We start from the raw sequence: 24,640 nt of genomic DNA, 5'->3' as shown, positions 1-24,640 counted from the left end.
TTCAGCGTTTCAGGCCCATTCGGGTATGCAACCAGATCGGGCCTGATTTTTGCCGCAAAGCTACCAAGCGAACGGAACGCTCGATGGATTTTTTTCAAAAATTCTGGTAATTTATTAATGGTGAACCAGTAAACGTTGCGTATGCATTCCCGCCGAACTTTGTACCCGCAACACATAAACCCCATCAGGAAGGTTACCAAGCGATACCCGAACCTGACTTTCGGAACTGGTTTGGTGCCAGCACTGGCGTCCATTTAGGTCGTAAATAGTGACTTCAGAAACCATTGCCCGATTGAATTTCAGCAAAGCCTCCTGTTGAACAGGGTTGGGCGATACGATCACCTCCCACGATTGTAATGATTTCGTCATAGTAGGTAAGGGCATGATAACCAGCAAACGGCATTCAATTTCTTCACCCGTGGTTAAGCTGGTTCGAAGTCGGTAAATGTAGCGTTGCCCCGGCAGAGCACTGTCATCGGTGTAATTTGAGACTCCTGAAGCAAGGGTAGCAATTGTTTTGAACGCTTCCTGATCACCCTGCCGTTCCAGTACCAGTTGCCGTGTATTGGCCAGCGTATTCCATTTCAACTGCGTTTGGTATAAGCCTACCTGAACCAATTGCAGGGTTTGGGAAGGTCGATAACTTTCAATTGGGACTTCGTAAAAACTAAAGGCATAAAGATTCCGCTGATTCAGCATGTACGGCCCTGGGTAAACATCCGTATGCCCCACCGGAAAATAATCCGGCAAATAGGTAAGCTTCTGAGCGGAAGATGGTTGCTTCAATTTCAGATGCACCTTATACCCTTCTACCCAACCCGAATCCAGTTGGTTATTTACCCCATCGAAATACATAACTCCCGCATGTGATAGGTAACAACCCAGCCATTGAGTTTAGAGATAACATTGACCTGGTTCTGAAAAACCATTTGCTGATCCACGTCGAATTCTAACGTTACCTGCGTTCGTTCGGGATTGGAGTAATAAATCCGGCGAGGGTCGGGCGATTGGATTTGAAGTGTATCCGTTGAGTTATAGAAATCTCTGTCAACCAGTGGGTATAAATTATGGGCAAACTGCACGTGTCCGCCGCTTCCATAATGAATTCCGTCTGACTCTTTCAGCCCGATGGCGGTAATCGTCTGTACATCCGGGTAAATCCGGGACGTGCGTCGCTGAAAATCCCGCAGGGCCGGAGCTAAAGAACTCGTCATCACAGGCTGAATGCCCGTCTGCGTTACGTATACTTTCTTAAGATTCGGATAATCCAGATGCCAGCCTTTGTAGAGTCGGTCAAAATACTGGGGATAACTAGTGATTTCAGATGAGGTACCTCCTACTTCAAATTCCCCCTGTCGCCAGAAAATGGCTTTTACAAAATCCCTGACTCCCGCCTGAATACTCCGATTGAGCGATTGCCCGTACGCCGTGTTATCATCCGTGGGGTTATCATCATTTCGATCACTAAAGTAACGAATCGGCATACCGCCATTCCCATTATTCAGAATACAGGTTGGCATCTGATGATTCTGGTGAATAAGCCGCTGAATTTCCGTTCCCCAAACCCCTACGTTGATATTATTCCCATTGGCAACAGCCCATTTCGGGCCTTCTCCGGGGTAATTGGTAGTAAAGGTTCGACAAAATTCATTCAGTTGCGGATTGTAGGATTGGTAACTTCCGCCCTCGCCCCCGGCAACGGCGTTGGATTGCCCGCCAATCAGAAAGACATCGCCTGCTACCAGATTCATACGCGTCATTACCAAAGAGGAATCCCGATTTTTCACCAGATAAATGCGAGCCAAATATTCCACGGCTTCGGCTTTGATGGAAGGTTTCAGTGAAAAAGCAGCCTGGCCATTCTGAAAAGTTAAGTTCTGGGAACTATAGCGATACGGTTGTTGACCTCTCAGAATCAGTACCGAAACCCTGGTTGCTGCCGCGTCGGTTACGGTTCCTTCAATGAGAATCTGCCCCTCCGACTGATCATTTCGGGGAAATAGCTGATAATCGAGTGGAGCTTTAGTAAAGGTGATTTGGGCGTTTAAGAAAGAATGAGTCAATAGTAAGAACAGGCAAGTAAAGAGTCGGTTCATTGAGTTAAAGATGATGGGGCTATTCGTGCGGGAATTCGGAAACAATATGCTGAAATATGGTGACATTCAATCCATCGTAGCACTAAAATAGCTCCATAAACTTTCACTTTACTTAAAGCCAGCCCAGGTGTCTATCCGTATATGCCTGGACTGAATTTCAAATTAATTCATAATCTACCTGCAACATTTTCGTTGTTGGCTTGTATGATTTAAAAAAGATTAACGGTTAATTTTGTTCAGTTCCCATATTAAAACTCCGATTTGCTGTGTCTGTTGCTCGTTTCTGTTCTGTTGTTATCATCTCGGGTTTATTTTGTTTGTTAGGCTGTTCCCAGGGTCCCAAAGACGCCTCGGAAGTAACTGTGGCAGAAAATCCGATGCTAGCTCATTATAACGACAGCATCGCCAAACGCTTCAATCCAATCGAGGCAACCCGGAAAGCAGGTCAGCTCGATACGTTCTTTCATAATTTACACAGCAAATACGGTTTTAATGGAACCGTGCTCGTCGCTCAATACGGGCAGGTGATTTACAAAGGAGCGTTTGGTTACAAAAACCTGACCTTACGTGATACCCTTACGACTACCACTCCTTTTCAGCTGGCTTCGGTTTCCAAGCAATTCACGGCGATTTCTATCATGCAGATGAAAGAAAAAGGCTTACTGAATTACGACGATCCGGTTTATAAATACATTCCCAATTTCCCTTACGATTCTTCGATTACCATCCGGCTTTTGCTCACCCACCGCTCCGGTCTACCGAGTTATCAGTATGGGTTAGAAAAATATTGCGACAAATCACAACCGCTGAGTAATAAAGAAGTAGTAGAAAAGCTTTGCCAGTACAAGCCCGTTCCGTATGGTCACCCCGACGTTCGGTTTCATTATAATAATACTAACTACGTCTTGTTATCATACATCGTCGAAAAGCTGAGCGGAAAGCCCTTCAGTAAATATGCGGAAGAACATCTGTTCAAGCCACTCGGCATGACAAGTACCTTCGTTTTTGACGGCACCAACACCAATCGCTTACTCACCGCCGCCACGGGCTATACCGGCAGCAGACGTTCTTTTGCGATTGATTACCTCGACAGCGTTACCGGCGACAAAAGCCTGTATTCCACCGCAGAAGATATGTTCAAGTGGGACCGGGGTTTGTATACCGAGCAGATCATCAGTCAGAAAGCCTTGCAGGAGGCCTTTTTACCTGCCAGCAATGACACCCGTCTCGTAACTAAAAACTACGGCTTTGGCTGGCGTTTACAAAAAGTCCCCAATAACCAGTGGTTAACGTTTCACACGGGCTGGTGGCATGGATTCAAGAATTACTTCATGCGAAATCGCCCCGATCAAAGTACGATTATTCTACTTTCAAACGTGGCCAACAGTTACCTTTCTCAGGTAAAAATGGTGCAGGCCATTTTATATCCCGAGAAGGCCCGGTTCTTCTTGCGGGGCGAAAACGTCGATCCGGAAAATGGCGATGATACCATGATTAGCGAGGGCCTTCAGGGTGGCGGCGACAACGCTCCCGAGTTATCTCTCGCCGATCTTTACAAGATGTTACCGGCAGCTCCGGTAGTCAAGAAAAAAGTGGTGCATCGTTCACACCTCAGAGCGAAAGGGGCCGTGAAGAAAAAAGCCGTTTCCCGCCGAGCACCCATCAGGAAAAAGGCGGCAATCCAGAAAAAAAAGAAGAAAAGATAACGAAAGCAAAACCGGATCAGGAATTAACTGATCCGGTTTTTTATGGCTCACTATACTCACTTCTGCTTCACAAGTTCTTCAATTATTTTGAGTATGCTTTTCTTTCTCTAATTACCTATTCACAAGTAATAAAGGGCTGATTCCTGCGGAGTCAGCCCTTTATTGTTCATCAGTTGAAGGTTGAACTTTACTACTATAAGGAGATAATTCCCTTACGCAAACCCGTCAGAATGGCTTCTGTGGCTGAGTTTACGTTCAGTTTCATGTAGATTCGTTTCAGGTGGGTTTGCACCGTATTGAAGGTAATGCCGCATTCAGCCGCAATCATTTTGTAACTCATTCCCTGAGCTAGACAGGCCAGAATTTCGCCTTCCCGAAGGGTTAAAGAGGTATTGGCAGACTGCAATTCTCTCGGAGAGACGTACAGACGATGAGACTGAGGTAGACTTGACATGACAAAGCTGTTTTTTGCGTTCTGCTTTCTTAGTCGATTATTCAGGCACTTCGGGTAACAACTTTTCAAAAAAATCCACATTAAATTAAACAATTCCAGTAACTCCCTAGTTTACAGGAACTCTAAGCTTAACTTCAGTTACATGATTTTTTTTAAACGTACCCTTTCCGATGCTGATCTCATCGCAGGAATCCGGGCTGGAGGCCTGAATCGCCGGAATTGTGAAAACTGTTTGTACGATCAGTTTCGCTATCTGATTCGGGAAGCCACGTTTAAGCATCAACTGCTCCCCGACGAATCTGCCAGTGCTTATTCCGACGCCGTTCTTACCGTCATTGAACATATTTCTTCCCAGCGTTATGAAGGCCGTTCGGGCCTGAAAACGTACCTCTATCAAATTTTTTATAATAAATGTGTTGACCTCGTTCGTAAAAATTCGACTAATCGCGAAAGTGTCCATCAGGGCCTCTCACTCGATAATCTAAGCATTGCAGACGAAACCCGTTCCATCCTGCAAAACCTGATTTCGGACAGTGAAATAAGCTACCTCCGACAACAATTAACCCTGCTGGGCGAAAAATGTCAGCGTATGCTATTGGCCTGGGGAGAAGGATTCTCTGACGAGGAGATCGCCCGGAATCTGGATTACCAAAGCTCGGCAGTAGCCAAAACCAGCCGACTGCGGTGCCTGGAAAAGTTAAGGACACTCTACCGTACCCGTTAACGAGACCCACCATCCAATGAATGAATTAGAACAAATTGAACGTTTTTTTCAGGGAGAGATGTCAGCTACTGAACAGGCTTCCTTTGAAAAACAAATTCAGGAAAACCCTCAACTGGCTTCGGCAGCGGCTTTTTACTGGCAAGCCCATCAGGCCGCCCGGCTGGAAGTACTAGCTGAAAAGCGAAAGCAATGGGAAAAAGCACCTGCGGTTAAACCCCTACGAAAACCCCGCTTTTCCATCGCTGCGGGCATTGCTGCTGTGGTGTTATTGGCCATTCTTTGGCTCGTATGGAATCGTAGTCAACCGAATCTGACGGAGCGTGTCATGGCTTATTCCAACACGAATTTCCAGCAGTTAAGCTTAACGATGGGAAACGCTACGGATTCATTACAGGAAGGAATTATCCTTTACAATCAGGGGAAATTCCCTCAGGCTGAGCAGATTTTTGAAGTCCAGTTAACACACGCCCCAAAAGATGCCCGAGCTCTGAAATTTGCCGGAATTACGGCGATGCGTCTCAAAAACTATGATAAGGCGATTCAGTATTTTCAGCAATTAAGTCAAACGGATTTGTACGAAAATCCGGGGCCCTTTTACGAAGCCCTGGCTCGTATCCAGCGTAACCAGGCTGACGATCAGGCCAAGGCTCAACAGTTACTGAAAAGGGTCGTTCAGGAAAACTTACCCGGCAAAACCCAAGCCACCGAGTGGCTCGATTAACCCATTATTTATCCCAACCAATCAACCTTTTTCTACCTCATTGCTTCTATGAAACACTACTCCCCCGATGGACCGGAGCGTCCTTCCAGCCATTCCGAAAATTTTCCAAAACGACTCGCTCCCTCGCCCACTTTTCGAAGTCGAAAGCAGATTAAAACTTTCCTAGGAAATGAACGCAACTACCCTCACGTTACGGAAGTTTCTTCAGGAACGGGCTTTGCCGTTAGAAATCAGTTGTTAATTCAACTGGATTACCTCGAATTTCCCGCTGACTCCTCGAATGAATATAAGATCATTAAGGGCCGGACAGCTTTACTGGAATTCTTTAACAACGCTACCCAACCTGGTGCCCCACAGCCCTTTTTACTGGACGGAAATGGTAAAAAAATAATACTTCAGTCCGTAGAAGAATGCCTGTGTCTGAACGATAGTACATTTCTGCTGAAGGGCGAAGGGCTACACGAATGCCTGGAAATCAAAGCCGCGGGTGAAGAGCCGCCTGGACGACACACCACGCAGCCTCCCATTCGGGCTTCCCTGAATTATATCATTCCTTCGGCCTGGGCCAATGAAGATTCGCTGGAGGTAGAGCCCCTGGAACGCTGGAATGATTACGCAAAGGACTGGAGTCAGATTCAGGCCAAAACGGATGGTTTAGTAGTTGCCATTCTGGATACGGGTATTGAAGATAATCCTCGTTATCCACTGCCTTTCTGGTATAAAAAATTCGAAGACCCCTGCCGCCGTCAGCATGAACTTGAACAGATTGGCTGGAATTTCTCCACGCTTGAGTCGGAGTCTGGTAATCAGCCTACGGATGATAATGTGCTGCGTCATGGCAGTAAAATCGCTCATATTATTCATTACCTGGCTCCCGGAAATGCCGCATTGATGATTCTCAAAACGTTTGATCATTACGGCTTCGGATCACTGGATAAGGTCTTTTGTGCTCTTCAATACGCCATGGATAACGGAGCCCGAATAGTCAATGCCAGCTTTGGGTATTATGGTAGTGAAATTCCATTGTTGCGGGATTTACTGGAACAAATGAACGAGCGGAAAATCCTGGTTGCCGCCGCGGCGGGTAACCATACTGATTTTGATGGATTCCCCAATGATATTTCCGTACAGCGTTTATACCCTGCCTGTTACAGTCTGGAACTGGACAATGTAGTAACCGTCACCACCCTGACCTGTGAGCCAAAAGAGGAATGTGACTGTCAGGAAAGTAAGTCAGAACGGTTGCTGAATTCTATTACCAAAGTCATTGATAAAGCCCTCGACATTAAGGGTCACGAGCGGCTTCCCTACGAGAATTACTCTTCCAGCTTTGTCAATCTGGGTATCGAGACTCAAGACGGAAGTTTTCGGAATCTCTATCCCATTCAAACGCCGGGCTATCAGGAACCCGCTTCCATTCAGGGTTCATCCTACGCTACGCCCGTTTTTGTGGGCATTGCCGCCCGGTATTTCCTGGATATTCAAAGAGCCATTCAGCAAAGCCCGAATGAGCCCTTGAAGAAAATATACTTCTCGGTTCTTCAGCAAAAAGGAGTGATTCGGAAAGATCAATCCCTGAGGCAATATGTCAGAGGCGGCTTCTATATGCTTTCGTATTAACTTACTGCTGGTACTCCTGATCAGCGGAATTGGGGCGTTCGGACAATGCCCTGATTCCGCTTTTATGCATCGGGAGTGGTTTCGTATTAAAGTTCAGGATTCGTCGCGAATAAAATTGGAGAAACTCCGAACCCACTGGCTTCGCTGTCGCATTCCACAGGACTCCATTTACATTGAGTTATTGGGGGAACTAGCCTGGCAATACTGGCAGGAAAAGAATTTCTCAGCGACAAAACAATTTGCCGAGGCGGCCATTCAGGGTGCAAATCGCGGCGTACCCAATCTAAAACCCAAGCATTTATACTTCTACGGGGCTTACCTGGTTGGAATGAATCAGGACCAGAGAGCTCAGCAAATTCTTCAGGAAAGTATCCGGGTGAGTCGGCAATCCAATCAACTGGAATGGGCTGCCGCCGCGTCTTATCAGCTTTCGTTTGTTCAACATTCCTCCGGTGATTATCAGGCGGCCCTGAATTCCGCCACCGAAGGCGTACACTTCGCCCGACTGGCCAAAAAGCCACACCGCGAACTGGTGAGTTTATACCAGCAGGCTCAGGCATTGGTGGAGTTAAATCGTCTTGAGGAAGCTCAAGTGGTGATGACTTCGCTGCTGGAGGTAACCCGCAGGCACCCGCAATTACTCATTTGGGAGTATTACGAGTTAGCCGCCGATATTAGCCGGAAACGTAAGGATTATTTCACTAGCCGAGCTTACTTGCGGCAAGCCCAGGAACTTATTACTCCTCATCAAACAGAGGCCCAGGTTTCACTAGCTATCGTCGCTGGTTTATTGGCCGAAAATGAAAATCAGCCTGATCAAGCCCGGCAACAATACGAAAAAGCGTTAACCATAGCTCAGGATCCGCCCGCTAAAGCTTTACTATATAATCATCTGGGCAAGCTGGCTTCGTATCAAAGAAATTACTCGTTAGCCTTGCAATTAATCAGGAAAGGAATTAAAAGCATTATTCCCTCTTATGATGAAAATCAGCCAATTAACCCTACCGCAAAGGTTATCCAGAGTGTCTCTCGAAAGGAATATTTGTTTACGTTAATCAAGCAGAAAGCCTCGTTTGAATTATTGATTTATAAGCAAAAACCTACGGCTCAAAATCTAGCTCAAGCTCTGGCCACCTTCGCTACTGCCGATCAGATGGTGGACTATATGCGGATGAGTCACGAAGCGGCAGAGTCCAAATTGCTTTGGCGAAACAATACCCACCGTTTGTACCAACAGGCGATTGAAGCCTCATTTCTCCAGCAAAATGCCCCCTTAGCTTTTTATTACCTGGAAAAAAGTCGAGCCGTATTATTAAATGATCGACTCAATGAGTTATCCGCCAACCAAAAACTTTCGCCTCCATTGGCTGAAAAAGAACTGAGTTTTCGGATTCGGCAGGAACAACTATTAGCACAACTTCAGCAACACAAACCGGGCACGCCGACTTATACAAAATTATTCAATCAGTGGCTTAATCAACACGAAGCTCAGCAGGCATTCATTGAATCCTTACGCAAGAGTAATCCTGCCTATTTTCAGTATCGTTATGATAATCAGGTGCCGTCGATTACTACCATTCAGCAAAAATTATTAGCTAAAGATCAGGCTTTTGTGAGTTATTTTCTTGGGGATGACGCGATTTATGCCATTGGCATTACTCCAGACAAAACCGTTCTCCGCAAGTTACCTCTGACCGGATTTAATCACGAAGCCGATGAGTTCCTGAAACTCTGCTCCAGTCCTGACCTTCGTAAAACGGAAGTCCAGCAATTGCAAAAAAGGGGTTATCAGCTTTATCGTCGCTTAGTAACGCCATTGCGGTTGCATTCTTCCCGAATGATCGTTTCGTTGGATGGGGCTTTTTTACCCTTTGAAGCATTCAGTAATTCCCCCACCCAACCAAATGCCTATTTAGTACATCAGCAGGCTTTTAGTTATACCTATTCGGCCCGGTTTCTGCTTCGCGAACGACCTGTTTCTAGCTGGCAAAAGCCCTTTTTAGGCATGGCTCCTGAGCAATTTTCAGCCTCCTTGAAGCAATCAAATTTGCCGGGTTCCGCTCAATCGCTAACGGATATTGCGGAGTCCATCCCTTTTGCTCAGACCAAAACGCATCAATCGGCCACTAAAGCTACTTTTCTATCGGAAGCACCCGATTTTAGAATTTTACAGCTTTTTACGCACGCGGACGCCCATGTTTCAGATCATACCGAACCCGTGCTCTACTTTGCCGATTCGGCCCTGAAATTGTCAGAATTAAACATCAATCGCCCTTTTCGAACGCAATTATTAGTGCTCTCGGCTTGCCAGACAGGACTGGGGACGAACCAAACAGGAGAAGGGGTTTTTAGTCTGGCTCGCGGCTTTGCGGCATTGGGTATTCCGAGTACGGTAACGACCCTCTGGAGCGTACAGGATCAGGCAACTTATACACTAGTCGAACATTTTTACCAGCAATTATCAGAAGGATTACCCCAGGACATCGCTTTGCAAAGGGCCAAAATACAATGGCTCAATGCTCAGGAGCATCAGCTACCCTATTACTGGGCTGCTTTAATCCAGATTGGCTCTACCACTCCTATTGAAAATCCCAGCGTTATTCCTGCCTATGCGGGCATTGCAGCCGGAGTTATACTGGTTATTATAGGATTATTGATGTATCGAAAACGAACCGCTACAACAGTCCCTCATCCATAAAACTGAGGTATTTCTGATCAGAAATAATGAGGTGATCCAATACCGGAATGTCGAGTAACTTTCCTGCTTCCTTCAGCTTTCGGGTCAAATCTTTATCGGCCTGACTGGGTTGAAGATTACCCGAAGGATGGTTATGAGCCAGAATGATACCGCTGGACAAGTGTTCCAGAGCGTGTCTGAAGATTAATTTGGGATCGGCTACCGTTCCTGCGACTCCGCCCGTAGAAATCTGGACAGGACGAATCACATGATTGGCTCGGTTCAGCAATAGCACCCAGAATTCTTCATGCAGTAAATCCATCAAATGCGGGCGGAATGCCTGATATGCCGAGTAAGAACTGGTAATGGAGACCCGGGCCTGCGGTTCGGTTTCTTTGCGACGACGCCCTAATTCCAGAGCCGAAACGATGGTAATCGCCCGAGCTTCTCCAATGCCCTTAAATTTGGATAATTCCTTAATACTGAGCTTGGCCAGTTGATTTAGATCATGATTAACGCTGCTTAAGATCAGCTTTGCCAGATCAACGGCGGTGTATTGCTGAATACCGGAATTAATCAGAATGCCCAGTAACTCTGCATCGCTCAAAGCAGCTTTACCTTTTAGCATCAGTTTCTCGCGGGGGCGATCCTCTTCGGCCCAGGTCTTAATCGTTGGAGCCGCCGGGTAAGTAGTTTTCATGGGTGGATATAGCAAAAAAGCCTTACTCACAAAAGTAAGGCTTCCGAACAAACGGTGTCCTACCGTTCGATCAATGAGCAATCCGCTACTTAAGCTGCTACTGACAGTTTGTTGACAAATCTTGCCAACTTTGACTTGTTGTTTGCTGCTTTGTTTTTGTGGATAACATTTTTCTTCGCGAGTTTATCCAACATCGAAGAAACTTTTTTGTACAGATCCTGAGCTTCTACTTTATCAGTAGTGCTACGCAGTTTCTTGATGAACGTACGGGTCGTTTTATGCTGGAAACGGTTACGAAGGCGTTTTGTTTCGTTAGCACGGATCCGCTTCAGAGCTGATTTGTGGTTTGCCATGTCTTTATATTACTGGAACTATGGATTTTCGGAATAGGAATGCAAAAGTAAGTCTTTCTTTTTAAAACTCCAGCCGTTGTCTCAAAAATTCTTTACTAATCCGGTGAATTACTTCAAATTAGCTATCCAAAAAAGTAGTAACCAGCCTTCCTTCACCCCCCTAAGACTTGCTTCATCCATGAAACGTGTATCTATCTTTATTTTTTGCTTTCTTACTAGTCCTCTGGCTTTCAGTTGGGGTTTCTACGCCCATCAACGCATCAATCGCCTCGCCATTTTTACCTTACCCCCAGAAATGGCCCGCTTTTACAAAAAACATCTGGTGTATTTGATGGAGAACTCTGTCAATCCCGACAAACGCCGTTACGCGGTAGTGGGAGAAGCCGCCCGTCATTACCTCGACGTGGAAGCCTACGGCGACAGCGTCTGGGCGAAGCCTTACTGGAAAGAAGCCGTGGCTTTCTGGGGTGAGGATACGCTCAATGCTCACGGCATTGTCCCCTGGCAAATTCAACGGATGAAGTATCAACTAACAGCAGCCTTCAAGGAGCATCATACGTCCCGCATTCTCAAGCTTTCGGCAGAGTTAGGCCATTACATTGCCGATGGTAATGTACCGTTGCACACGACTAGAAATTACAATGGTCAATTGACGGGACAGGAAGGCATTCATGCCTTCTGGGAAAGTCGCCTGCCCGAATTATACGCCGAGCGATACGACTTCTTTGTGGGCCCTGCCGAATACGTGCGTTCGCCCGCCCAGCGAGCTTGGGCCAATGTGAAACAGGCTCATCATTGCCTGGATTCTTTGTTTTTACTGGAAACGCAGTTAACGCAGGAATTGGGTGTAACTCGAAAATACAGCATTGAAGAACGGGGAGCTACGCATCAGAAAACCTATTCCCGCGATTTTTCCGAGCGTTACCATCAGGCCTTGAATCATCAGGTTGAAAAACAGATGCGGGCTTCCATCAAAATGATCGGTGACTTCTGGTATACCTGCTGGATCGATGCAGGACAGCCCGATTTGAATACCCTTCAAGAGTTATCTGAGCAGGATAAAAAATCCGAAGCTCAGGAAAAACGCTCCTGGCTCCAGCGACTGCTCGGCATCCGACCGGAGGAGTAGTTGTTGGTTGTTGGTTGTTGGTTGTTGGTTGTTGGTTGTTGGTTGTTGGTTGTTGGTTGTTGGTTGTTGGGCAGTGCTATTGTGTGCTATTAAGTTCCAGGTCAAGGGCCTTTATTGATTAGTTTCTTAGCTAATTTCCTGAAAGCTTTGAGTCGAATTTCTAGATGTTCTTTTACCCGCTTATTTTTCTCCTGCGAATAGCTTTATATTAATAACCAATAACCACCACTGACGCTCTAGCTGGGGCCCTACTAGCCTTTCTCTGCAAGTAATGGTTGGTGAAGACACCAACCTTGGCGGTAGTAGCTTTTGGTAGATTTTTATTACCCATTTTCACCCATACTCTTCACTGACGCTTCGGCTGGTGTCTTCACCAGCCTTTCTCTGCAAGTAATGGTTGGTGAAGACACCAACCTTGACGGTAGGGAGGGACTTAATTTTCCCCCTAACAACAACTTTTACCCAACAACCAGCACCCAGCAACTAACAACCCCAAGTCCGCCGTATCTTTGCCTAATGGAATCAGTTGTTCAGATCATATTAAAGCCCGGAAAGGACGCCCCCGTTCGTCGTTTTCACCCCTGGGTATTTTCGGGTGCTATTGCCAAAGTCCTCGGGAAGCCACAGGATGGCGAAGTGGTTGAGGTTGTCGATCATCAGAAAAATTACCTCGCCACGGGTCATTACCACGAAGGTTCGATCACGGTTAAGCTCTTTTCGTTCGAACCCATTACGCCCGACGCTGATTTCTGGTTCAAGCGTTTGGAGAAAGCCTTACGCGTACGGCAGGCACTTCAGTTTACGAATACGACCTGCTACCGACTCGTGCACGGCGAAGGCGATGGTTTTCCCGGTCTGATTCTTGACTGGTACAACGGCGTAGTCGTTTTTCAGGGCCATAGCGTCGGCATGCACCGCGAACGCGAAAGCATTACTCAGGCTTTGCAAACGCTTTACGGCGATCAGTTACTAGGCGTTTACGATAAAAGCCACGAAACCTTACCCGATCGTTATGCCCAATCGGTTCAGAACGGTTACCTCTGGCAAAAAGAGACTATAAGCTTACCTCATCCTGTGCTGGAAAATGGTCATACCTTCCTGATTGACTGGCAAACGGGCCAGAAAACGGGCTTTTTTCTGGATCAACGCGAAAATCGTCAGTTATTAACCAAGTACGTAAAAGGCAAGCGGGTTCTCAACGCCTTCTGTTATTCCGGTGGCTTCTCGATTTATGCTCTTTCAGCTCAGGCTTCGCTGGTTCATTCGGTTGATGTTTCCGAAAAAGCCATTCGTCTGGTTGAGCAAAACGTAGCTGCTAATCACGAAGGTGGTCAACCCACGCATGAGGCCTACGCGGAAGACGTAATGAAGTATCTGAAAACGCACGATCAGCAGTATGACGTCGTTGTTCTCGATCCCCCGGCTTATGCCAAAAGCATGGACGCTCGTCACCGGGCCGTACAGGGGTATAAGCGACTCAACATTGAAGGGCTCAAGCGATTGGCTCCGGGTGGTATTCTGTTCACATTCTCCTGCTCACAAGTCGTAGATCGTGAATTGTTCTACAATACCATCGTTGCAGCAGCCATTGAAGCCGGTCGGCAGGTTCGGGTATTACATCACCTTTCACAAGGCCCCGATCACCCCGTGAACTTCTTCCATCCCGAAGGTCATTACCTGAAGGGTTTAGTTTTATACGTAGAATAAATAAAGGAGCCGATTCACTGTTGAATCGGCTCTTTTATTTATTGGTAGTAGCTGTTCGTCCGTGTTTCTCAGGCATTCGTGTACACAGCCGCGGACAACAATAGAAAAAAACTTTAACTCAGATTACCAATCATTCTCCTACGGCAGATAGTAACTGCCTCCTAATAAATTATCCGATTTCTAGAGTAGGGTTTCTCACTACGTTCGAAATGACAGAGTATAGGACTATCTCTAGAATTTAATCGTTGCGGGCAGATACTTCGCAATTAAATCCTGATAGTAAGGCTTCAGTTCCTTCACATTCGGTGGCACCGGAGCTTTTGAATACAGATCATACGGATTGAATAAACGAACGTATTTGAACATCTCGCGGTCATGATCGTCCATAAGGTGATCGTAAGCTTCTTCACGGTGCTGAGCGTAGAACGAGTGGTAACGCATCATGTACAGAGCTGATTCAGGCAGGTAATCCTTCATCATGTGATACAGATACTCATCGTGTCCCCAGGACATGTGTACGTTACGTAAACCGCAATTGGGTTCGTAAACACCGTATTTTGTATTATATCGTTCATCCTTCGTATCAGGATTGGCTTCAAAGAATTCGGGATAAACAATCTTATCTGAAGGTTTACAACCTACCGGGAATGTATCACCCACGACTGCCCATTGAGCTCGCCGAAGAGACATAACACCTTACCCATATCATGTAATAACCCTGTCAACACAAACCAGTCGGGATGGCCATCGGCCCGAATGGCTTCTGAGGTTTGGAGTAAGTGCTGCAACTGATCCAGTTCAATGTCGGGATCAGAGTCGTCCACGAGGGTATTAAGAAAATCAAAAGCTTCCCAAATGGGCATTTCTTTCCGATCGAACTTCAAAAAATCCGCTTTTTTTGCTGAACAAAATCATACGTCTGATAGGTGTGATTCAGTCGATAAAACTCACGAACGGTATCACGCTCGGGGTTTTCATAATTTCTGAATTCATCTTTCGCTTTAGCCGTTTGCTGAGGTTCGGGGTAACGCTCGAGTACGTCATCCTCCCACACATCCAAACTAGCCAGCGGATTCTTTTCTTCAGCAGTGAATTCGGTTTTCATTGTAAGCCGGTTTTGTAAGGTAAGAAATAGTTTTTTGCTCTTGAGATTGAATGAGTTACCATTCTTTTCAAAGGTAATAGAATTTTATAATTACTGAATCATACCACTATAATTTTGCACAATTCAAATACTAAGCTTTTACCAGAATACGGTATACAAAGCCGCAATAATTCCCCAGACTAATACCGAGAACACCACGAAAGAGGGTGAAATGCGAAACATACTTCGGGTTAAGGTAAGGCCTTTGGGGTTAAACTTACTGGCGGAATCCAGTAGGGACACTACAACCATAATACTCACCAGAATCAGGAAGCACCAGCCCGTACGGTGGAGAAAAGGAATTGGCGTTTCAGGAACAAACTTGAATAATAAGGCCAGGGGAATCGATAAGCTCGCTGCCACCAGAGCCGCCGTAGAGGTCGTTCGTTTCCAGAATAAGCCCAGGAAAAACAGGGCGAAAGCTCCGGGAGTCAGGTAATTCGAATATTCCTGAATGAATTGGTAGGCCTGTTCCAGTCGTCGCAACTGCGGAGTAATCATGAGGGCAATCGCGAAAGCCACCCAAACCGCAATACGACCAATCCAGACCGTCTGCTTTTCAGAAGCGTCTTTATTGAGAAATTTCTTGTAAATATCCAGACTAAAAATGGTCGAAATACTATTGCATTTACCCGCCAGGGAAGCCACAATAGCGGCAGTCAAGGCTGCAAAAGCCAGACCTTTCAATCCGTTCGGCAGCAAATTCATTAATGTGGGATAGGCATGATCGGGTTTGACATTTCCCGCTGCATCGACCATTTCCTGCTGGAAAGCTCCATTCTGGTAGAGTACATACGCCGCAATGCCGGGAATCACGCAGATCATGGGTATAACTAACTTCAGAAAAGCCGCAAACAGAATTCCATTACGGGCCGTGGGTAAATCAGCCCCTAGAGCCCGCTGTACAATGTATTGATTGCAGCCCCAGTAATTCAGGTTATTAATCCACATACCACCAAACAACACGGCCATACCCGGTAATTCGTAATAATACTGATGCCCTTCCGAGAAGATCATGTGAAAATGCCCGTCAGCGTGGGTTCGGAGTAAGCTTAATCCATCCATGACGCCACTTCCTCCCCATTGATCCGAGACCATTTGCAAAGCCAGAAAGGTTACCGCTACACCACCCATGACTAACACTACCACTTGAATCAGATCGGTGTATCCAATTACTTTCATACCACCCAGGGTAATGAAAATGGCAAATAGAGCCAGTCCAAACATGCAATACGTGAATGGAACCCCCGAGATGGTTTCGACCGCTAAAGCTCCCAAATACAGGATGGAAGTAAGGTTAACAAAGACGTAAAGCAACAGCCAGAAAATCGCCATGATTGTGGCCACTGTGTCATTATACCGCTGCGACAGAAACTGTGGCATGGTATAAATCTTGTTTTTCAGGTAAATCGGGATAAAGAAAATGGCAACGATAATCAAGGTAGCCGCCGACATCCACTCGTAGGAAGAAATGGCCAGACCCATCGCAAAACCCGAGCCAGACATGCCAATAAAGTGTTCAGCCGAAATATTCGAGGCAATCAGCGAAGCTCCAATGGCCCACCAGGTCAGAGAACCTTCGGCTAGGAAGAAATCTTTGGTGTTGATTTCACTGGACTTTTTCCGACGATAAATCCAGTACCCGTAGAGGGAAACCAGTAGAAAATAGATCAAAAAGACACCGTAATCAATACTTTGCAAGCCCTGCATTTCGGTTGTAAAAGTTTTAGGAGTAGAGATAAATCCTTTCAGGAAGATGAGTGGGGTATCGGCCCACAAAATAGGATTATTTATTTAATTATTTATCTCAAACCTATACAACCTACTAAAAAAGCCCGTGCTGGTTTTCAGCACGGGCTTTCAGTTATGATCAATGAAATTACTTAATCAATCAGGCGGAACAGACGTTTCCAACGGATTTTATTAAGGAAGGTTCCTTCGGGATCAAGTGACATCCAGACGAATACAGCCTTACCCACGATGTGATCGGAAGGAACGAAACCCCAATAACGCGAATCGGCTGAGTTACTGCGATTATCCCCCATCATGAAGTAATAATCCTGTTTGAAGGTATAAGTCGAAACTGCCTGACCATTGATTTTTACCGAAGTACCATCAATTTCTACTTTATCATTGTATTCGTAGTTTTCAATAACATCGCGGTACAAAGCAACATTTTCAGTAGTCAACTGAATGGTTTCCCCTTTTTTAGGAATCTTGATCGGACCGTAATTATCCCGATTCCAGTTAAACAAAGGAGAGTTAGGATAGACACTGAGATCCTGCTGACCTTTAGGGTATATTAGTGGCTCTACCTGAAGTCCCATGTCCTGAAATTGCTTCACCACTCCTGCACTCGTGGTTACATCATATCCCGTTAGGACCGTTTCTTTACGCACGGAATCAATGTCAAAATGTTCAGTCCAGTTGCGTGATTCGTTCTGACGATTCCAGATATCGTATTTCAGAAAAAACTTTTGGTCCAACTGTTCTTTCGTATGAACGAAATACGGTTCAAGCATCTTTTCAGGATTCTCCATCGCCTTGCCATTGATCCATACCTGCGTATCACGAACTTCCACAACATCGCCGGGAATACCAATGCAACGCTTGATGTAATTGGGACGTAGATCAGCCGGCAAGTGTAGGGAGTCAGGGTAGTTGAAAACCACAACATCGCCATTTTTCACGCTTGAAAAACCGGGCAGGCGGTACATGGGTAACTTGATCCAGTCGAGGTACGAATCCATATTCGTTCCCCAGATTTTCTGGTGGGTTAAAGGAACCTGCAAAGGCGTTTGGGGCGTGCGGGTTCCGTAATGCAACTTACTTACGAAAAGAAAATCACCCACTAACAGGCTATTTTCCATCGAAGGGGTTGGAATGGTATAAGCTTCCAGAAATAACCAGCGAATGAGCGTAGCCGCTACCACTGCAAACGTGACCGAATCAATCCACTCGCGAAAGGCCGATTTTTGTTTTTTAGGCTGACCCTGCTGAGCCGTTTTTACTTCCATTATCTTTTGTTTTAGGTGTTGGTTGTTAGGTATGGGTTGTTAGATATGCTGACCACCCATAACCAGCAACTACATTACTCTTCTCCTAATAAATCATCCATTCCGAACACGCCTACTTTACCTACCAGCCATTCAGCGGCTACCACTGCCCCGAGGGCGAAACCCTGACGATTGTGAGCGGTATGTTTAATCTCGATGGAGTCCACTTCTGACTGATACGTAACGATGTGCGTTCCGGGCACTTCACCTTCCCGAACGGCATGGATCGGCAAGGTAGTTTGTCCGTCGCCTTCTTCCAATACCCATTGGGATAAACGGTCATTCGTTTCCAGAATTCCTTCGGCTAACGTAATCGCGGTACCGCTGGGAGCGTCAAGTTTATGAATATGATGGATTTCCGTCATTTCCACGCTGTATTGGGGATAAGGACTGATTAACTTAGCCAGTCGCTTATTGATACGGAAAAACAGATTGACGCCAATGCTATAGTTGGAAGCGTAGAAGAAAGCTCCGCTGGTTTTAGCAGTGAGGGCCTCAATTTCGGAGCGATGTTCAAGCCAGCCGGTCGTTCCGCAAACGGTGGGTAAGCCCTGACCAATGGAATCTTTCAAATTTTGCAGAGCCGCCGAGGGGTGACTGAACTCAATAACCACATCAGCGGTCGCGGGAGAAAATTCGGAAAAACTTTCCCGATTGGTTTCGTCAATCCGACCTACAATTTCGTGGCCACGTTCCTGAGCAATGCGTTCAATGACTTTGCCCATTTTTCCGTAACCTAAGAGTACTATTCGCATATTAATTCTTGTATGAGGAAAGTTTGAATGTAGTTTGAGGCTGTTTGAATGTCTAAGAACGTGTGAAAATCTTCAAACTTTATTCAAACTAATCAAACGATTTCAAACCTGTTTTATCAAACAACATTCAAACTCAGTTACTTAAATGTATAAACGGCAGTAATGCCAATGGGCGTACTTGCGTAATCCGTTCGAACGCCGGGTTTAAATTTCAGGGAAATATCGTCGGTATTATCAAACGTTTTTAAGTGAGCTGAAACGTTCGCTTCCACCAACTGAAAGGCATATAAAACGACACAGCCAATGATGGATAAATCGCGTTGGCGGCGATATTGTGCGGTTGCTTGTCGTAACTGATTTTCAGTCAATGCTGGATAATAAGTATTTCCAATTTGAACCGGAACCGTTGTAGCCTTCTCATTAAGCAGGGTTTGCCAGCCTCCAATAGCATCCTTATACCGTATCTGGTTCCAATGGATGGCATAAGCTAACCCACCAAAACCAGCATAAATGATAGGAATCGTCCAATATTGACGGATATAAGCCTGCCCTAAACCAGGCAAAGCCAAAGATTTGTACGTTGCGTAGCGAGGAACAATATTCAGAGGCTTCTTGAGCTTACCCTTCGGAGCCGGAATCGTCTTTACCAGCGAGTCTACACCCACTTTGGCGATTTCCAGCGAATCCACTTTTTGAGCGAAGGCCGACTGGGTTAACCCTAAAAACAATACGAAGTAAAGCAGATATTTCATGGCTATCGGAAATTGAAAGGCCAAAGAACGCTCTGAATTACTTCGTATCACTTCTAAAAACTGTTAAATATTCTTATGATAACTCACCTAAAGCACCAATGATTCGCTCCAGATCTTCCTGATTGGTAAAGGGAATGCGAATTTCGCCTTTGTCTTTTTCGTCCGATTTAATCGAAACCTTTGAACCAAAGAACGAAGATAAACGGAACTGAATATTCCGAATTTCCTGCTTCAATGGTACTTTTTTCGTCTTCGAATCCGCCAGCTCAGGGTTCTGAATTTTACGAACTTCCTCTTCTACCCGCCGTACGGACCAGTCTTCATCGACAATGCGTTTGAACAAACTTAGTTGTGTATCAACGTCGTCAATGTTAATAATGGCCCGGGCGTGACCCATTGAGATTTTATTATCCCGCAGGGAAGCCTGAATCACTGGAGGAAGTTTCAGCAGACGAATGTAGTTATTAACCGTTGTCCGGTTTTTCCCTACGCGGTCGCCCAGTTCTTCCTGACGGAGGTTACACTCCGAAATCAGCCGCTGATAACTCAGAGCGATTTCGATGGCATTCAGGTTTTCGCGTTGGATGTTCTCAATCAGAGCCATTTCCAGCATTTGCTGGTCATTGGCCGTCCGAACGTACGCAGGGATGTGCGTTAACCCGGCCCGTTTGGAAGCCTGTAATCGCCGTTCGCCAGAAATAAGCTGATACTGATCACGGCCTAACTGGCGAACCGTGATTGGCTGGATAATACCCTGAATTTTAATCGATTCCGCCAGTTCCAGCAACGATTCCTCATCGAAATGAGTACGCGGCTGGAAAGGGTTGGTTTCAATAAAATTAACATTAATCTCGTTCATGGAGCTAATGTGCTCCAGAGCCGATAGTGGGGTGGCACTGGGCCGGCTATTGACCGAGTCTGAGTCCTGTAATAAGGCTCCCAGACCACGTCCTAACCCAACCCGTTTTTTATTGGTGTTATTCATATCTTCCTTCCCTGTTCAGACTTAGTCGTTCGAGGTTTTCGTTGCTCTAAATCCTAAACACGTTCTCAATCAATAGTTACTAAGCCATTTTTGGTAAGAATTTCCCGAGCCAGATTCAGGTAACTAATGGCTCCCTTCGAGTCAGCATCATGGGCGATGGCGGGAACGCCAAAGCTGGGAGATTCCGACAAGCGAATGTTACGGGGAATGATGGTATTGAACACCATATTCTGGAAGTGAGCCGTTACCTCATTCACCACCTGGTTCGATAACCGTACCCGCAGGTCGTACATCGTTAACAAGATCCCTTCAATGCTTAGGTTGGTATTCAGGCGGCTCTGAATAATCTTGATCGTATTGAGCAGCTTGCCTAAACCTTCCAGAGCAAAGTATTCGCACTGAACCGGAATAATAACCGAATCAGACGCCACGAGGCTGTTAATGGTGATCAGACCCAGCGAAGGCGAGCAGTCAATGATTACGAAATCGTAATCATCCCGAACGGAAGCCAGAGCTTCCTTCATTTTCTCTTCCCTGGTTTTCAGGTTAATCATCTCGATTTCAGCACCGACCAGATCAATGTGCGAAGGAATCAGATCCAGGTAATCAATGTCGGTTTGAATGATAATATCGGAGACGTTAATTCCATCGACCATGCATTCGTAGATGGAATTCTCAATTTCTTTCGGATTGAAGCCCAAGCCTGAAGTAGAGTTTGCCTGTGGATCGGCATCTACAATCAAAGTTCGGTACTCCAAGGTTGCCAAACTAGCGGCCAGGTTAATCGTCGTGGTGGTTTTCCCGACGCCCCCTTTCTGGTTGGCAATGGCAATTACTTTGGCCATACGTTAAACTCGGTGCGTTAGAATTTCAAAGATGCGAACATTCAGTCGGATTGCCTAGGAATGTTCCACGAAAGTTTCACGCAAAAAAAAATAAGTAGACTCCCGGAAAGTCTACTTATTGAAAATCAGTTACTTATTACTATAAATATTGATGTTACTAATTTATGAAATCTATTTAATAGCCTGAAAAAGAACTCATTACCCCCAAACTTTCGTTCCCTCCGTGCAATTTTTACACATTTCTATTTCAGAACGGCTTCGTATCAGGGAAGCCCGAAACTGTTCGTATGCTTTTGACTTCCAGAGGCTTTTAAAGGACTGTTCTTTCAAATCTCCCAGCCGATACTCTGCGTCCTTATCAAAACAGCAGGGAACCACCAGCCCATCCCAGGTAATGACGCAGCTATGCCACATTTTCCAGCAGTGATCCACAAACTTGTTTTTGATGCGATACTTGCCGTCAGCTTCTTTGGCGTACCGGGAATATTTGTCAATCGTCGGAATCAGCGGATCGCCGTCTTCGTAATCGTAAATCTGAGCGGTTTTCAAACCCACTTCGTCTACGCCCAGGTCAGCCGCCAACTGCCTCACCTCTTCAATCTGATGTTCATTGGGCTGCACGACCAGAAACTGAAAAATCACGTGTGGCGTTTGAGACTTCAGCTCCTTTTTCCACTTCAAGATGTTTTTTGTTCCTTCGATAACCTTGTGCAGTTTTCCCCCTACCCGGTATTGCTGATAGACTTCCTGCGTTGTACCATCAATGGAAATAATCAACCGATCCAACCCACTTTCAACCGTTTTTTTCGCGTAGGAATCCGTCAGGTAATGGGCGTTGGTGGAGGTAGCGGTATAAATTTTCTTTTGCGAAGCGTACTGAACCATGTCCAGAAATTGCGGGTGTAAATACGGTTCGCCCTGAAAATAGAAGATCAGGTACAGTAGCTCATCTCCGATTTCATCCATGGTTCGTTTGAATAAATCTCCTTCCAGCATCCCCGTCGGACGCGTAAAGGAACGTAACCCGCTCGGGCATTCGGGGCAACGCAGGTTGCACGAAGTCGTCGGCTCAAACGATAAAGCAATAGGTAAACCCCGGTGAACCGGCTTTTGGGTAATCTTGGATTCTATATAACTGGAGACGACTTTGAGGCCATTCCAAACCCGTTTGGCGTTGAGTTTGGAAACAAAATTAAGCCCGTCGACAAGATTTCGATTGATCATAGGTTTGTAGCGAACGCCAATGCCTGCTTTCATTTCAGAATCGGCATTCGTGAAAGGCTAACTGCATTTCTTGGTGAATTATTCCAGAGTGGCTCTGAAATTTTCTATTTCTGTGAATCAGGTACATCGGTCAGAGTTTTCATAAACAAGACCAAATCGGCCTTTTCCTGAACGGTTAGTCCCAGCGGTTCGGGCGGCAAAGTCTGGTTTGGAACGTCCAGCCCAATGCCCTGACCACCGCCCCGATCATAAAACTCCACCACTTCCTCCAGGGTTTTAAAAACGCCGTTATGCATGTAAGGAGCCGTGTGTTCAACATTCCGTAGCGTCGGCGTTTTAAAAGCATAACGTAATACACTGAAATTGGCGATCTTTCCAGCTCCCCAGTCGGAGTCCAGCGTGGGGTGATCCAGATCAGCCTGAGCCGGAACACCTAATACTTCCACATCCGAATGTTCATAGGAAGGCGGTAACATACTATTTGTCAAAGGCATGAAATGGCAGGTGGCACATTTCGCCTTTCCGGCAAAGAGGTTAAAACCGCGTTTTTCTTCGGCAGTAAGAGCATGGGCATTACCCCGCATAAACTGATCAAAACGGGAGTCCAGCCGGATCAAGGAGCGTAAGTAAGCCGCCAGAGCGTTCATAACCTGATCTGACTTTACCTCCGAACCATACGCTTTTCTAAAGGCTTCCTTATAACTTTTGTTCTGAGATAACTTAGATACAGCGATTGAAAGCGAGCCATTCATTTCCAGCGGATTTTTCATCACATCCGCAATCTGCATTTCCAGCGAAGCCGAGCGGGCATCCTGAAACAAAGTCGCCTGCAAGGCTACATTCCAAAGCGTAGGAGCATTGCGGGCTACGGTTCCCTGATGATCCAGGGTCTGACTTTTCGGTAACCCATCGGTAAAAGCCCGCTCGGGCTGATGACAGGTCGCACAACTTCGCTGCCCGTTTCCCGAAAGTAAGGACTCTTTAAAAAGCTTTTCGCCCAGGGCAATGCGGCCTTCGGTTGCGGGCCATTCGGGTTGCGGACTGTACAATTCGGGTTGAAAAACGTCTTTATCAAATATCCACCAGGCATCCGTTGCAAGAAAACGACCATTGTCTCTTAACGCCGGAATCCCAAACCGTTGTTGATCTTTCTGCAACGACTGGCACAAGGGACGCAAGCACTGAATCAGAAATTCGGCCCGATCGAAGGTATCAAAATCACCTTTTAAAGCAGCTTTGGTTTTCTTTAGATACGCTTCCGTTTCAGCACTTACTTCATAGGCATTAATCAAATCCTCGCAGCCTTCCAGCGAAGCCAGGGCTTCGGGCAAGGAGTAATGCACCACGGGTGAATCATACCCCGTAATTCCCAATGTACCTATACGAGCCAGTTCGAGCCGCAGAGCATCCCAGAAATGCACCGGCTGTAACTCATTGAGCCATGGATGTTTGGCTACTAATCGGGCGTTGGCCTGCAATTCTTCGCACTCCTGTTGCAGCTCATCCAGCCGGGTTGTATCCAGTCGGGGAAAAATGATTTCTTCGATTACCTGAAACCCTGTCGGTTCGATCAACAACTGATCTTCCATTTCAACTTCCTCCACGGGCGGGCCATTCATCTGCCGGGCCATGATGGGGTCATACCCCTCCACCAGCCACTCGATTCGCTTGTAGGCAAGCCGGGCTTTCAGAAAAGATTCACGGGAGTTTATGGTATCCAGGGGATAACTTCGTTCGAGGCGTTCGGTGGCCCGGTTAAATTCTGCCAGTCGCTCGCGAAAACGTTCTTTCAAGTCATCTGCCTGCGTACGTTCCGACCGCCAGGACGGTAAGGTAGGCAAGGCTATGATGAGCAGTAAACAAATCCATAAACGGGGCATATTAAAGCTTGAGTTTGGGAAGGATACGTGCCTTTCTACTTCAAAAGTACCGCTCTTTAGCCATCAAAAATGCCTGCTCAGAAAAATCATGATCAATTAATCAGCCTGACCG

General features: G+C 46.2%; 20 protein-coding genes and 1 pseudogene. 7 read left to right on the top strand and 14 right to left on the bottom strand.

What is annotated here, in order from left to right; all coding sequences use genetic code 11:
* Nucleotides 1-114 precede the first annotated feature (114 nt).
* Nucleotides 115-855: a T9SS type A sorting domain-containing protein gene (locus BWI96_RS02635; RefSeq protein ID WP_106635145.1), complete on the bottom strand. Its 741-nt coding sequence runs from the start codon at nucleotides 853-855 to the stop codon at nucleotides 115-117.
* Nucleotides 837-2,096: a sialate O-acetylesterase gene (locus BWI96_RS02630; protein WP_157830188.1), complete on the bottom strand. Its 1,260-nt coding sequence runs from the start codon at nucleotides 2,094-2,096 to the stop codon at nucleotides 837-839. The genes BWI96_RS02635 and BWI96_RS02630 overlap by 19 nt, the downstream gene beginning before the upstream one ends.
* A 266-nt stretch (nucleotides 2,097-2,362) precedes the next feature.
* Between BWI96_RS02630 and BWI96_RS02625 the strand changes: the two genes are divergently transcribed.
* Nucleotides 2,363-3,802, top strand: coding sequence for a serine hydrolase (locus tag BWI96_RS02625; RefSeq protein ID WP_106635143.1), 1,440 nt, complete (start codon nucleotides 2,363-2,365; stop codon nucleotides 3,800-3,802).
* Nucleotides 3,803-3,995: 193 nt separating this feature from the next.
* On the opposite strand, the gene BWI96_RS02620 is transcribed toward BWI96_RS02625, so the two are convergent.
* Nucleotides 3,996-4,256, bottom strand: a complete 261-nt coding sequence (locus tag BWI96_RS02620; RefSeq protein WP_232793547.1) for a response regulator transcription factor — start codon at nucleotides 4,254-4,256, stop codon at nucleotides 3,996-3,998.
* A gap of 142 nt (nucleotides 4,257-4,398) precedes the next feature.
* Between BWI96_RS02620 and BWI96_RS02615 the strand changes: the two genes are divergently transcribed.
* From BWI96_RS02615 to BWI96_RS02600, 4 genes are read left to right on the top strand one after another with little or no spacing between them, the layout of a single operon-like run.
* On the top strand, nucleotides 4,399-4,980 hold the full coding sequence (locus tag BWI96_RS02615) for an RNA polymerase sigma factor (RefSeq protein ID WP_106635141.1): 582 nt from the start codon (nucleotides 4,399-4,401) through the stop codon (nucleotides 4,978-4,980).
* Nucleotides 4,981-4,996: 16 nt separating this feature from the next.
* Nucleotides 4,997-5,701 (top strand): tetratricopeptide repeat protein, encoded by a 705-nt coding sequence (locus BWI96_RS02610; RefSeq protein WP_106635140.1) that lies wholly within the window; start codon nucleotides 4,997-4,999, stop codon nucleotides 5,699-5,701.
* A gap of 48 nt (nucleotides 5,702-5,749) precedes the next feature.
* Nucleotides 5,750-7,321, top strand: a complete 1,572-nt coding sequence (locus tag BWI96_RS02605) for a S8 family serine peptidase (RefSeq protein ID WP_106635139.1) — start codon at nucleotides 5,750-5,752, stop codon at nucleotides 7,319-7,321.
* Nucleotides 7,287-10,019 carry a CHAT domain-containing protein gene (locus tag BWI96_RS02600; protein WP_106635138.1) on the top strand — a complete coding sequence of 911 codons (2,733 nt, stop codon included), beginning with the start codon at nucleotides 7,287-7,289 and terminating at the stop codon, nucleotides 10,017-10,019. The genes BWI96_RS02605 and BWI96_RS02600 overlap by 35 nt, the downstream gene beginning before the upstream one ends.
* Here the strand turns inward: BWI96_RS02600 and radC are convergent.
* On the bottom strand, nucleotides 9,997-10,698 hold the full coding sequence (gene radC / locus BWI96_RS02595; protein WP_106635350.1) for a DNA repair protein RadC: 702 nt from the start codon (nucleotides 10,696-10,698) through the stop codon (nucleotides 9,997-9,999). The two genes, BWI96_RS02600 and radC, sit on opposite strands and share 23 nt — an antisense overlap.
* Nucleotides 10,699-10,787: 89 nt before the next feature.
* Nucleotides 10,788-11,051, bottom strand: coding sequence for a 30S ribosomal protein S20 (gene rpsT / locus BWI96_RS02590; protein WP_106635137.1), 264 nt, complete (start codon nucleotides 11,049-11,051; stop codon nucleotides 10,788-10,790).
* Between the two features lie 178 nt (nucleotides 11,052-11,229).
* On the opposite strand from rpsT, the gene BWI96_RS02585 reads away from it, so the two are divergent.
* Both BWI96_RS02585 and BWI96_RS02580 read left to right on the top strand, forming a co-directional pair.
* Nucleotides 11,230-12,180 (top strand): zinc dependent phospholipase C family protein, encoded by a 951-nt coding sequence (locus BWI96_RS02585; protein ID WP_157830187.1) that lies wholly within the window; start codon nucleotides 11,230-11,232, stop codon nucleotides 12,178-12,180.
* A gap of 516 nt (nucleotides 12,181-12,696) precedes the next feature.
* Nucleotides 12,697-13,887, top strand: a complete 1,191-nt coding sequence (locus BWI96_RS02580) for a class I SAM-dependent rRNA methyltransferase (protein ID WP_106635135.1) — start codon at nucleotides 12,697-12,699, stop codon at nucleotides 13,885-13,887.
* A gap of 231 nt (nucleotides 13,888-14,118) precedes the next feature.
* Here BWI96_RS02580 and BWI96_RS02575 read toward each other — a convergent pair.
* From BWI96_RS02575 to BWI96_RS02530, 9 genes and pseudogenes are all read right to left on the bottom strand, one after another.
* Nucleotides 14,119-14,992 (bottom strand): annotated as a pseudogene (locus BWI96_RS02575) (inositol oxygenase family protein).
* 138 nt (nucleotides 14,993-15,130) lie between these two features.
* The gene (locus tag BWI96_RS02570) at nucleotides 15,131-16,741 is read right to left on the bottom strand and encodes a sodium/sugar symporter (RefSeq protein ID WP_106635134.1); all 1,611 of its coding nucleotides are present in this window, start codon (nucleotides 16,739-16,741) and stop codon (nucleotides 15,131-15,133) included.
* Between the two features lie 173 nt (nucleotides 16,742-16,914).
* A complete protein-coding gene (gene lepB, locus BWI96_RS02560; RefSeq protein WP_198555126.1) occupies nucleotides 16,915-18,048 on the bottom strand; it encodes a signal peptidase I in 1,134 nt (377 codons plus the stop codon).
* Nucleotides 18,049-18,122: 74 nt separating this feature from the next.
* Nucleotides 18,123-18,842, bottom strand: coding sequence for a 4-hydroxy-tetrahydrodipicolinate reductase (dapB, locus tag BWI96_RS02555; RefSeq protein ID WP_106635131.1), 720 nt, complete (start codon nucleotides 18,840-18,842; stop codon nucleotides 18,123-18,125).
* A 137-nt stretch (nucleotides 18,843-18,979) separates the two neighbouring features.
* Nucleotides 18,980-19,594, bottom strand: a complete 615-nt coding sequence (locus BWI96_RS02550; RefSeq protein ID WP_106635130.1) for a DUF5683 domain-containing protein — start codon at nucleotides 19,592-19,594, stop codon at nucleotides 18,980-18,982.
* Nucleotides 19,595-19,667: 73 nt separating this feature from the next.
* A complete protein-coding gene (locus BWI96_RS02545; protein WP_106635129.1) occupies nucleotides 19,668-20,579 on the bottom strand; it encodes a ParB/RepB/Spo0J family partition protein in 912 nt (303 codons plus the stop codon).
* Nucleotides 20,580-20,644: 65 nt separating this feature from the next.
* Nucleotides 20,645-21,424, bottom strand: coding sequence for a ParA family protein (locus BWI96_RS02540; RefSeq protein WP_106635128.1), 780 nt, complete (start codon nucleotides 21,422-21,424; stop codon nucleotides 20,645-20,647).
* 198 nt (nucleotides 21,425-21,622) lie between these two features.
* The gene (locus BWI96_RS02535; RefSeq protein WP_106635349.1) at nucleotides 21,623-22,645 is read right to left on the bottom strand and encodes an SPASM domain-containing protein; all 1,023 of its coding nucleotides are present in this window, start codon (nucleotides 22,643-22,645) and stop codon (nucleotides 21,623-21,625) included.
* A gap of 107 nt (nucleotides 22,646-22,752) precedes the next feature.
* A complete protein-coding gene (locus BWI96_RS02530; RefSeq protein WP_106635127.1) occupies nucleotides 22,753-24,528 on the bottom strand; it encodes a cytochrome c peroxidase in 1,776 nt (591 codons plus the stop codon).
* Nucleotides 24,529-24,640: the final 112 nt, after the last annotated feature.

The sequence above is a fragment of the Siphonobacter sp. SORGH_AS_0500 genome, from assembly GCF_002838835.1.
Classification (GTDB): domain Bacteria; phylum Bacteroidota; class Bacteroidia; order Cytophagales; family Spirosomataceae; genus Siphonobacter.
This window is presented reverse-complemented; position numbering and strand designations above follow the sequence as displayed.

Excerpts from the sequence above, each read along its gene's own strand:
- BWI96_RS02635 (WP_106635145.1), bottom strand. The coding sequence starts at position 855 with ATGTATTTCGATGGGGTAAATAACCAACTGGATTCGGGTTGGGTAGAA.
- BWI96_RS02630 (WP_157830188.1), bottom strand. The coding sequence starts at position 2,096 with ATGAACCGACTCTTTACTTGCCTGTTCTTACTATTGACTCATTCTTTC.
- BWI96_RS02620 (WP_232793547.1), bottom strand. The coding sequence starts at position 4,256 with ATGTCAAGTCTACCTCAGTCTCATCGTCTGTACGTCTCTCCGAGAGAA.
- BWI96_RS02615 (WP_106635141.1), top strand. The coding sequence starts at position 4,399 with ATGATTTTTTTTAAACGTACCCTTTCCGATGCTGATCTCATCGCAGGA.
- BWI96_RS02610 (WP_106635140.1), top strand. The coding sequence starts at position 4,997 with ATGAATGAATTAGAACAAATTGAACGTTTTTTTCAGGGAGAGATGTCA.
- BWI96_RS02605 (WP_106635139.1), top strand. The coding sequence starts at position 5,750 with ATGAAACACTACTCCCCCGATGGACCGGAGCGTCCTTCCAGCCATTCC.
- BWI96_RS02600 (WP_106635138.1), top strand. The coding sequence starts at position 7,287 with ATGTCAGAGGCGGCTTCTATATGCTTTCGTATTAACTTACTGCTGGTA.
- radC (WP_106635350.1), bottom strand. The coding sequence starts at position 10,698 with ATGAAAACTACTTACCCGGCGGCTCCAACGATTAAGACCTGGGCCGAA.
- rpsT (WP_106635137.1), bottom strand. The coding sequence starts at position 11,051 with ATGGCAAACCACAAATCAGCTCTGAAGCGGATCCGTGCTAACGAAACA.
- BWI96_RS02585 (WP_157830187.1), top strand. The coding sequence starts at position 11,230 with ATGAAACGTGTATCTATCTTTATTTTTTGCTTTCTTACTAGTCCTCTG.
- BWI96_RS02580 (WP_106635135.1), top strand. The coding sequence starts at position 12,697 with ATGGAATCAGTTGTTCAGATCATATTAAAGCCCGGAAAGGACGCCCCC.
- BWI96_RS02570 (WP_106635134.1), bottom strand. The coding sequence starts at position 16,741 with ATGCAGGGCTTGCAAAGTATTGATTACGGTGTCTTTTTGATCTATTTT.
- lepB (WP_198555126.1), bottom strand. The coding sequence starts at position 18,048 with ATGGAAGTAAAAACGGCTCAGCAGGGTCAGCCTAAAAAACAAAAATCG.
- dapB (WP_106635131.1), bottom strand. The coding sequence starts at position 18,842 with ATGCGAATAGTACTCTTAGGTTACGGAAAAATGGGCAAAGTCATTGAA.
- BWI96_RS02550 (WP_106635130.1), bottom strand. The coding sequence starts at position 19,594 with ATGAAATATCTGCTTTACTTCGTATTGTTTTTAGGGTTAACCCAGTCG.
- BWI96_RS02545 (WP_106635129.1), bottom strand. The coding sequence starts at position 20,579 with ATGAATAACACCAATAAAAAACGGGTTGGGTTAGGACGTGGTCTGGGA.
- BWI96_RS02540 (WP_106635128.1), bottom strand. The coding sequence starts at position 21,424 with ATGGCCAAAGTAATTGCCATTGCCAACCAGAAAGGGGGCGTCGGGAAA.
- BWI96_RS02530 (WP_106635127.1), bottom strand. The coding sequence starts at position 24,528 with ATGCCCCGTTTATGGATTTGTTTACTGCTCATCATAGCCTTGCCTACC.